The organism is Streptomyces sp. NPDC057271 (genome assembly GCF_042668715.1).
In the GTDB taxonomy this organism is placed as follows: Bacteria; Actinomycetota; Actinomycetes; order Streptomycetales; family Streptomycetaceae; genus Streptomyces.
On the sequence record NZ_JBHUYJ010000176.1, the window covers coordinates 1 to 8,845 of the forward strand.

The window sequence follows — 8,845 nt, forward strand, 5'->3', positions numbered from 1 at the left end:
GCCGAAGGACATCGAGCTCGCCGCATAACCCTAACAACCCTGAACCACCCCAAACCCGACACGGGCGCCTTGACGAAGGACATAGAGGCACCCCCCGGTGTGGGCGTCGCGGTCCCGTCTGTGTGGGCGTCGCGGTCCCGTCGGGCGGGGCCTCCCCGGCGTGTCGCGGCACCCCTCGGCCGGACCCGCCCCGGCGCGTCGCGGTGGCCGCCGGGGCACGTACCATGGCCGTATGTCCTTCCTCCGCCGCCGCAGCGCCGCCACACCCGCGGGCCCGGACTTCGACGTCCTGGCCATGGACCCGGGGGACTGGCCCGGCAATCTCGGTGCCGGCCTGCTGCCCGCACCCGACGGAAGCTGCCAGGGCGTCTTCCTGCGCTACGACCTGTTCGGCGGCCGCGGTCCCGCGATGATCATCGGCAACCTCCCGGAGGGCTCCCCGGCCCGCGAGCTCGCCGAGGGCCAGATCCCCTTCGAGGTGGCCCAGCTCCTCGCGGCGCTGGACAACGACGAGCCCGTCGAGGTGCTCGACACCGAGGACATGCCGGTGATGCAGGGAGACAACCTGCTGATCGTGCGCCGACTGAAGCTCTCCGAGAGCCGTATCGCCTGCGTGCAGTTCGACCGCAGCGACAACGTCCTCGTGACGATCGCCAGTTGGGACCGACCCATCACCGACGATCTGTACGCGCTGCTCAAGCCACTGCCCGCCGAGCTGTTCCAGCAGGGCTGACGAGGGGCGGGGGCCGATGAGCGCACGCGTCGACAGTTGGATCTGGGCGGTCCGCCTCACCAAGACCCGCTCGCAGGCGGCCGCCGCCTGCCGGGCCGGGCACGTCAAGGTGAACGGTGACCGTGCCAAGCCCGCACAGCCGCTGAAGCCCGGCGACGAGGTGCGCCTCTTCCACGGCGGCCGGGAGCGGATCGTCGAGGTCAAACAGCTCCTCACCAAGAGGGTCGGCCCGCCCGTCGCCGCCGAGGCGTACGTCGACAACAGCCCGCCGCCGCCCCCGCGCGAGCACGTGGCCGTGGCCGCCCTCCGCGACCGCGGCGCCGGCCGTCCGACCAAGCGTGAGCGCCGCGAACTGGACCAGCTGCGCGGCCGCCCCGCCTGAGCGGGCGACCGCGCGCGAGCCCCTTCCCGTGGCCTACGGCGCGAACAGTGCGGTCAGCCGGGCAGCCGAGGTGCCGATGCCGGTCGGGCCCCGCAGGGCCAGTGACGTACCACTGCCGGAGCGCACGTCGTCAGGGCCGTAACGGCGCACGCTCCGGTGCCAGTTGAGGATTCCCGCAAGCCAGTCCTCCAGCTCGCCCACATACGCCTCGAAGGCCGCGCACCCCTGCGCGTCCAGGGCGAAGTCCTCGTACAGCAACGGCAGTTCGTGCCTCTTCACATGCTCGAACTGGCGCAGCCGCCCGCGCATCAGATCGTCGACCATCGACACGCCCGTCGGATAGTCGCAGTCGAAGAACTTCTGCAGGACGAGGACACCGTTGTGGACCTCGCCCTCCACCTCGATCTCCTTCTGGTACGAGAAGAGGTCGTTGAGGAGGGTTGCGTAGTCGGAGGCCGAGTTCTCCAGCGCCCGGACCGTGCCGCTGTCGAAGATCCCGGGCGGCAACCCGTCCGTACGCCGCAGTCTGCACAGCAGCATCGTCATCTCCGAGCCGAAGGTGCGGCGCCGCATCTCGATGTAGTCGACGGGGTCGGGGACGCGGTGTTGCGCCTGGTTGTGCAGCTCCCACATCCAGCTGTCGAGCATCCCGTCCATGGCGCCCCGCAGCCGGGCCCTGGCGTCCGCGCTCATCGGCCCCGCGGTCCGCGTCCACAGATCGGCGAGCGAACGCTCCAGCGGACTCACGGCCGATCCCCGCGCCGCGTCCGGATCGGCCACCGGCATCATGGACTTGAGGCGCTCGGTGCACTCCTTCGCGCCGATCAGATTCCGCGGCCGTCCGAAGACCAGCGGGTAGTAGTCGTCGCCGTACGTCCCCCAGGTCAGCCACTCCGCGCTGAGCTCCAACTCCTCCACCGTGGCGTCCGGGTCGAGCCCCGCCGAGCAGAGCGCGAGATCGAAGCCCTCCATCATCGGACGGTCCCAGATGTCGTCCAGGAGCCCCATCCGTTCCGCCCAGTCCTCGGACCGGCGTTTCGCCTCCAGATGGTGCGGGCTGACCGTCAGCGGGTAGGGCAGGTCGAAGTCGGGCAGCCGCGACGCACCCACCTGCTGGTGCGGGACGTGCGTCAGGGTGCGCAGGCGGGCGGCCGCGGGGCGGCCGAAGAGGGTCGTGATGTCCAGGGCCGAGGTCCCGAGGACCCCCTCGTAGCGCGAAGTCCCGGTGTCCAGGCCCTCGTTCATGTACCGGCTGGAGCGCATGTGCCATTCGTGGCCGCCCGACTGCCAGTCCTGCAGCCCCTTCGTGTACGCCGCGACCGCCGCGCACTCCGCTGGAGTCAGCCCCTTCTCCAGGCACAGGCCCGGGACTTCGGTCAGCGCCGTGTTCTCGAACTGGTGCAGCCGTGAGGTCAGCAGGTCGTTGACGGCATCTGCCGCCTCCTGCGTCGAACAGCCGAGAAACCTCTCCAGGACGAGCACACCGTTGCTGTTCTCGCCCTCGTCCTCGACCTCCCGCTGGTACGAGAAGAGGTCGTTGCGCAGGTGCACCGCGTCCGAGAACGTGTCGCGCAGCACGAGCAGCGGCCTGGCGTGCGCGACCTGCTCCGGGACCTCGGCGGCCGCCGCGTACTCGACGAGTCCGGCCGACCAGGGCGCCCCGCCCACCCTGCGGCGCATCTCGATGTACTCGACGGGGTTGGCGATCCGACCCTCGTCGATGTTGTCGAGCTCCCACAGGGACTCGTACAGCAGCGCCTCGGTCGCCGCGGCGAACCGTTCCCGCCAGGCGGCGGACATCGACGGGACCGTACGCCGCCACAGGTCCGTGAGGCCGGCCTCCACCGGGTTGGTCGGTTCGGGCACCGGGGCCGACGGGTCCTGCGGCATGAACAGCGGCAGCCGGTCCAGATACGCCTTGCTGCCCGGCCGGTCCGGGGTGCGCTTGAAGACCTCCAGGAAGTGGTCGTCGAAGAAGAAGACCCACGTGTACCAGTCGGTCACGAGGGACAGCGCCTCGGCGTCGCACTCGGGATGGGTGTACGAGCAGAGCAGCGCGTAGTCGTGGGAGTCGAGGTCGTGCTCCTCCCAGATGCCGGAGCCCTCCAGCATCCCCATCTCCCGCGCCCACTCCCGGGTGTGCGTGCGAGCGGTCTCCACGTGGGGATTGAGCCGCGCCGGATACGGGACATAGAAATCCGGCAGGACGAAGGGCTGAGCCATGCGTGCGGGGCCTCTCGATGAGCGTGGGCGTCGACCGGCCAAGCCCTACCCCCGGCCCGGGGGACCCACGCGGCACCGGAAGTAGTCATATGAACGGCGAAGGGGTGTAGCCGGCCCCCTCCTCCGGCGACACCCCTCCACGCTCCGGCCGGGTGCCGCTCAGGCCCGGAAGACCCGCACGTCAGCCGCCTTCACGAAGGCGACCCGATGCCCGAACTGGATCTCGTAGTACTCCTCCTGGCCCCGGACGACCCGATGCCTCGCGGTGTCGAACGCCGGAGCGAAGTAGTACTCGCCAGGGGTGCGGCCGCCCACCACGTACGACTGGTCCGCGAGCAGCTTGTACGGCAGTGGCGACACCGCCTGGACCGGCACTCCGGCCGGATACGCCGAAGCCTCCGGGTAGGCCCGCCCGTACACCGGGACCTCCGCGAGACCCTCCTTCGGGGTCAGCACCAGCCCCCGCGAGTCCACCGCCGTACGCCGCCCCTTCGGGTCGTGGAACCAGGCCTTCTGACCCAGGTACCAGATCGCCGTCCAGTCGCCGCGCCGCTCGGCCACCGCGTACTGCTGGCCCGTCGAGGCCCGCGCCCCGGTGTCGTCGACCCCGGTCGTCGAGTCCTGGCCGTCCGGCCGCAGCCCGACGTCCTTCACCAGCGGGGCGTCCGCGTCCGGCGCCGTGTGCAGCCGGACCGCGCCGCTGCCGTGCGGCGCGCACGCCTCGCCCGCCTTCGTACACCCCGTGTAGACCGGCCGGTGCGCGGTGTACTCCGGACGGATCGTCACCACTCCGGCGTCCGGGCCCGCGGTCGGTGTGAAGGGCCTGCCGAGCAGCCGGAAGTAGTGCGCCCAGTCCCAGTACGGCCCCGGATCGGTGTGCATCCCGCGGATCGTCGACGCCGTCGTGCCCGGCACGTTGTCGTGCCCGAGGACGTGCTGCCGGTCGAGCGGGATGTCGTACCGCTGGGCCAGGTACCGCACCAGACGTGCGGAGGCGCGGTACATCGCCTCCGTGTACCAGGAGTCCGGCGCGGTGAGGAAGCCCTCGTGCTCCAGGCCCACCGACTTGGCGTTCACGAACCAGTTGCCCGCGTGCCAGCCGACGTCCTTCAGCGGCAGATGCTGGGCGACGTGGCCGTCCGACGAGCGAAGCGAGTACTGCCACGACACGTACGTCGGGTCCTGCACCAGCTGGAGCGTGACGTCCCAGGTCGCCTCGGTGTCATGGACGACGATGTACTCGATCGACTGGGACGAGGGCCGGCCCGCCTTGTCGTGGTTGCCGTAGTCCCCGTCCCCGAACTCCTCGTAAGGCGCCGGGATCCACTCGCAGGCCACCGTCCGCGGGCACTCGGTCCGTTCCGTGTCGGCCGTACGCAGCCCCAGCGACGTCACCTGCCCGGTCTCGGGCACCAGGTCCGTGTCCGCGGCCAGCGTGACCACCTGCCCGCTGTCCGTACGCCGGGACTCACCGGACCGGATCACGTCGAACACGTCGTTCGCGTACGTCGTGGCCGTCGCCGTGTCGTCGGCGCCCGAGTAGCGCGCCACCGCGCCGAACCAGTCGGCCGGGTCGGCGCTGAGCGGCCGGCCCGAGGCGCGCTGGGCGGCGGCGAGCAGCGCCGCCCCGCCCTCGATGTTCGCCGAGGTGCTGGTCCGCAGCTCCCGCGCCGGGATCCCGGTCAACGCGGCCGCCCGGTCCAGCGTCCTCAGCCGCTCCGGCAACTGCGCCGGAGCGGGCGGTGCGGTCCGCGGTTCGGAGGCCGCCCGCGGCCCGCGGGAACCGTCGCCCCGCGCGTCCTCCTCGCCGTGCGAATGGTGCGGGGCCTCGGCCAGCGCGGTCGCCGCGTCCGTGAGGTGCATCGGGCCGTAGCCGCCGGTCACACTGGGGGCGCCGCCGTGCGCGTCCCACCGGGACTGGAGGTACGACACCGCCAGCAGCACGTTGTGCGGCACGCCCTGGCGCTGGGCGGCCTCCGCGAACTGCCGCTGGAGCGAGCCGAGTTCCACCGGCTCGGCCGTGGCCGACGGCGCGGCCGACAGAAGAGGGAGGAGCAGGGCGGCGGACGCCGCGGCGCCCACCGCGCGGGGAACCCGTCTACGCGACGCGGAACGGTGCAAGGCAGCCTCCAGGTACCAGGGGTGATGAGGGGGCGTGCGGGGCCGGACCCGTACAGGGGTATCGGCTTCCGGACGCTCCGTCAATCACTCTGACCTGCAGCGAAGTTCCCCAGTCAGAGAGGATGCCGAGGCTGTCTCACGGAGTTTCGCGACGGCGGCGCGCGGGCCTGCGGCGCGTCAGTGGCGTGGACCAATGGGCGGGCGCGGCGAACGGCGGAACGCCGCGCACCCGGTGTGTCGGCACCGGGCGCGCGGCGTGTCACCACCCCCGTGGAACGGTCGGCGCGACCTCAGCGCGTACCGACCGCGGCGCGCACGGCCCGCCGTGCCATGGCGCAGTCGTCGTGCAGCCGCCGCAGCAGCCGCCGCTGTTCCTCACCGGGCGAGACCGCGCCGGAGGGAACGGGGACCGAACCGGCGGGCGGTGCCTCCCTGATGGTGCGCTGCACCGCCGTCTCGTACGTACGGATCTCGCGGGTCAGCACGATCATCAGGTTCACCAGGAAGGCGTCCCGGGACGCCGGCCCCGCCTGCTGGGCGAGCTGACTGATCTGCCGCCGGGCCACCGGTGCGTCACCGAGCACCGACCACATCGTCGCGAGGTCGTAGCCCGGCAGGTACCAGCCCGCGTGCTCCCAGTCGACCAGGACCGGGCCCGTGGGCGAGAGCAGGATGTTGGAGAGCAGGGCGTCGCCGTGGCAGAACTGGCCCATGCCCTGGCGGCCACCGGCATGCGCAAGCCCGTGCAGCAGTTTCTGCAGGTCGTCCCGGTCACGGTCGGTGAAGAGACCCAGCTCGTGGTAGCGCGCGATCCGGGACGGGTAGTCCAGAGGCGCGTCGAAGGTGCCGGCGGGCGGCCGCCAGGCGTTCAGCCGGGCGATCGCGCCGAGCGCGGCGCGCAGGTCCGTGCGGGGCGGAGCCTCGACGGGGTGGCGCGTCAGCGCCGCCGCCCGTCCCGGCATCCGCTCGATCACCAGCGTGCAGTTCTCCGGGTCCGCGGCGATCAGCCGGGGTGCTCGCACCGGGGGGCGGTGCCGGACGAAGGAGCGGTAGGCAGCTATTTCGTGCTGGAACCGCTCGACCCACGCGGGGGAGTGGTCCAGTAAACACTTCGCGACGGCCGTGGCGCGCCCGGTGGTGCCGACGATCAGTACGGAACGTCCGCTCCGCCGCAGGACCTGCACGGGGTTGAACTCCGGGCAGATCCGGTGGACGGACGCGATGGCCATCCGCACCTGGGCCCCCTGCGGGCCGGACAGGTCGATTCTTCCGCTGAGCGGCTGGGCGGCACTGCCCGCCCATCGCCTCGCGCGGGCCGCCGGAACGACGGGGGCGAGGTACGGTCCGCTGCCGACCGGAACGGAACGGTGCTGGGGCCGGGGCGGGGCGGACACGGAGGACGATGCTGTGTACATGGAGGAGACAGATCCCTTCGTGCGCCGACGAGTTGCGTGCGTCGCCCCGCCCGACCTCCGGGCCGCACCCTGGGGAATGTGGGCCGGTTGCCGGGGCGGGGTGGCGCGTTCCTACCTGACACCGTGGCGCGGGTGGCGGAACATCGGGCGCACCCTGGCGAAGCCTGGCGAATAGTCGCCAGCCCTATGACAGGGGGCTACTGTCAACTCAGCCGAGAACCTGGGGGCTTAGACGTGACCGGACAGACCAACACCCGCCTGGCAGACCTCTTCGGCCTCGCCGGCTGGTCCAAGGGAGAGCTCGCGAGGCTCGTCAACCGGCAGGCGGCGGCCATGGGCCATCCGCAACTGTCGACCGACACCTCACGGGTGAGGCGGTGGATCGACATGGGGGAAACCCCGCGCGACCCCGTACCCCGGGTGCTGGCTGCACTGTTCACCGAGCGACTCGGCCGTGTCGTGACCATCGAGGACCTCGGGTTCGTACGACACGGGCGTGCCGGGAGACGGCAGAACGTCAGGAACACCGACAACCCTGACGGGCTGCCCTGGGCGCCCGAGCGTACGGCAGCGGTCCTCACCGAATTCACGGGAATGGACCTCATGCTCAACCGACGCGGCCTGGTGGGCGCGGGCGCCGTGCTCGCCGCCGGCTCCGCACTCAGCAGCGCCATGCACGACTGGCTCCACACCGACCCCGCACGCGCCGCCGCGCAAGCCCCCCGTGCGAACGATCCACTCCACGCCGACCCCGCTGGGTTCGACCGCTACGAGGCCGCCCCCATCGGGTCGGAGGAGATCGAAGCACTGGAGCGCTCGGTGGAGGTGTTCCGGGCCTGGGACGCGTCCCGTGGTGGCGGCCTCCAACGCAAGGCGGTCGTAGGCCAGTTGAACGAGGTGGGCGGCATGCTCGCCTACCGCCACCCCGACCACCTCCAGCGCCGCCTCTGGGGCGTCGCGGCCAACCTGGCAGTCCTGGCGGGCTGGATGTCCCACGACGTGGGCCTGGAACCCACCGCCCAGAAGTACTTCGTCATCGCCGCCCACGCGGCCCGGGAGGGCGGTGACCGGCCGCGCGCCGGGGAAGCCCTGTCCCGCGCGGCACGCCAGATGGTCCACCTGGGCCGCCCCGACGACGCCCTCGACCTGATGAAGCTCGCCAAGTCCGGCTCCGGCGAGGAGGTTCTGCCGCGCACGCAGGCGATGCTGCACACCATCGAGGCGTGGGCGCAGGCGTCCATGGGCAAGGGGCAGGCCATGCGCCGTACGCTCGGCGAGGCAGAGGACCTGTTCGTCTCCGACCGGTCGGACGTGCCGCCGCCCAGCTGGATGCAGAACTTCGACGACGCCGACATGCACGGCATGCAGGCCCTCGCCTACCGCACACTCGCCGAACACGACCCCGCTGCCGCCGTGCCCGCGCAGCGTCACGCCAAACTGGCCCTGGAGCTGCGCCGGAGCGGTCACAACCGGTCCAAGCTCTTCGACTACATCTCTCTCGCCTCGGCCTGCTTCATCGCCGACGACCCGGAGCAGGCCGACCGGTACGCGCGGCTCGCCCTGGTCTCCATGGGCGAGACCTCGTCCCACCGCACCTGGGACCGGCTGCGCGAGATGTACCGGCTGACCGGGCAGTACGCCGGCTACGCCAAGATCGAGGACCTGCGCGAGGAGCTCGCGCTCGCGCTGCCCGAGCCGACGACCAAGCGGCCCAGGGCCCGCGGGGTCTGAGGGCCGGCCCGACTCCCGACCGTACGAGAAAAGGGCACACCGGCGTCTGCCGGTATGCCCTCCTGAACGGTGCTCGCCACGGGTTCTCGCTCTCGCACGCCGATGCGGGGTGGCACCGCGGCCCGTGGACCCGGGTCTGCGCGGAGCTAGTGCCGCATCAGGCAACGTTCGCCCTGTCGACGACGGCGCGTAGGTGCCGGTCGTCGGCGTGGCGGTTTCGCCAGATGATGTAGCGGCGGA

At 71.7% G+C, this 8,845-nt stretch carries 6 protein-coding genes and 1 pseudogene; 3 read left to right on the forward strand and 4 right to left on the reverse strand.

The window, feature by feature from the left end; all coding sequences use genetic code 11:
• Positions 1-232 precede the first annotated feature (232 nt).
• Together ACFUJR_RS37835 and ACFUJR_RS37840 are read left to right on the forward strand one after the other, a co-directional pair.
• Positions 233-733 carry a hypothetical protein gene (locus ACFUJR_RS37835; RefSeq protein ID WP_352189247.1) on the forward strand — a complete coding sequence of 167 codons (501 nt, stop codon included), beginning with the start codon at positions 233-235 and terminating at the stop codon, positions 731-733.
• 16 nt (positions 734-749) lie between these two features.
• Positions 750-1,115, forward strand: a complete 366-nt coding sequence (locus tag ACFUJR_RS37840) for an RNA-binding S4 domain-containing protein (RefSeq protein WP_383179647.1) — start codon at positions 750-752, stop codon at positions 1,113-1,115.
• A 33-nt stretch (positions 1,116-1,148) separates the two neighbouring features.
• On the opposite strand, the gene ACFUJR_RS37845 is transcribed toward ACFUJR_RS37840, so the two are convergent.
• From ACFUJR_RS37845 to ACFUJR_RS37855, 3 genes are all read right to left on the reverse strand, one after another.
• A complete protein-coding gene (locus ACFUJR_RS37845) occupies positions 1,149-3,338 on the reverse strand; it encodes a germacradienol/geosmin synthase (protein ID WP_383179650.1) in 2,190 nt (729 codons plus the stop codon).
• 159 nt (positions 3,339-3,497) lie between these two features.
• Positions 3,498-5,420 carry an N-acetylmuramoyl-L-alanine amidase gene (locus tag ACFUJR_RS37850; protein ID WP_383179653.1) on the reverse strand — a complete coding sequence of 641 codons (1,923 nt, stop codon included), beginning with the start codon at positions 5,418-5,420 and terminating at the stop codon, positions 3,498-3,500.
• A 329-nt stretch (positions 5,421-5,749) separates the two neighbouring features.
• The gene (locus ACFUJR_RS37855; RefSeq protein WP_383179656.1) at positions 5,750-6,874 is read right to left on the reverse strand and encodes an aminoglycoside phosphotransferase family protein; all 1,125 of its coding nucleotides are present in this window, start codon (positions 6,872-6,874) and stop codon (positions 5,750-5,752) included.
• Positions 6,875-7,108: 234 nt separating this feature from the next.
• Here ACFUJR_RS37855 and ACFUJR_RS37860 point away from each other — a divergent pair, with 234 nt between their 5' ends.
• Positions 7,109-8,605: a hypothetical protein gene (locus ACFUJR_RS37860; RefSeq protein ID WP_383179659.1), complete on the forward strand. Its 1,497-nt coding sequence runs from the start codon at positions 7,109-7,111 to the stop codon at positions 8,603-8,605.
• A gap of 157 nt (positions 8,606-8,762) precedes the next feature.
• Here the strand turns inward: ACFUJR_RS37860 and ACFUJR_RS37865 are convergent.
• A pseudogene (locus tag ACFUJR_RS37865) lies at positions 8,763-8,845 on the reverse strand (transposase); the annotation flags it as partial.

Coding starts and splice junctions, on each gene's coding strand:
- ACFUJR_RS37835 (WP_352189247.1), top strand. CDS start 233: ATGTCCTTCCTCCGCCGCCGCAGCGCCGCCACACCCGCGGGCCCGGAC.
- ACFUJR_RS37840 (WP_383179647.1), top strand. CDS start 750: ATGAGCGCACGCGTCGACAGTTGGATCTGGGCGGTCCGCCTCACCAAG.
- ACFUJR_RS37845 (WP_383179650.1), bottom strand. CDS start 3,338: ATGGCTCAGCCCTTCGTCCTGCCGGATTTCTATGTCCCGTATCCGGCG.
- ACFUJR_RS37855 (WP_383179656.1), bottom strand. CDS start 6,874: ATGTACACAGCATCGTCCTCCGTGTCCGCCCCGCCCCGGCCCCAGCAC.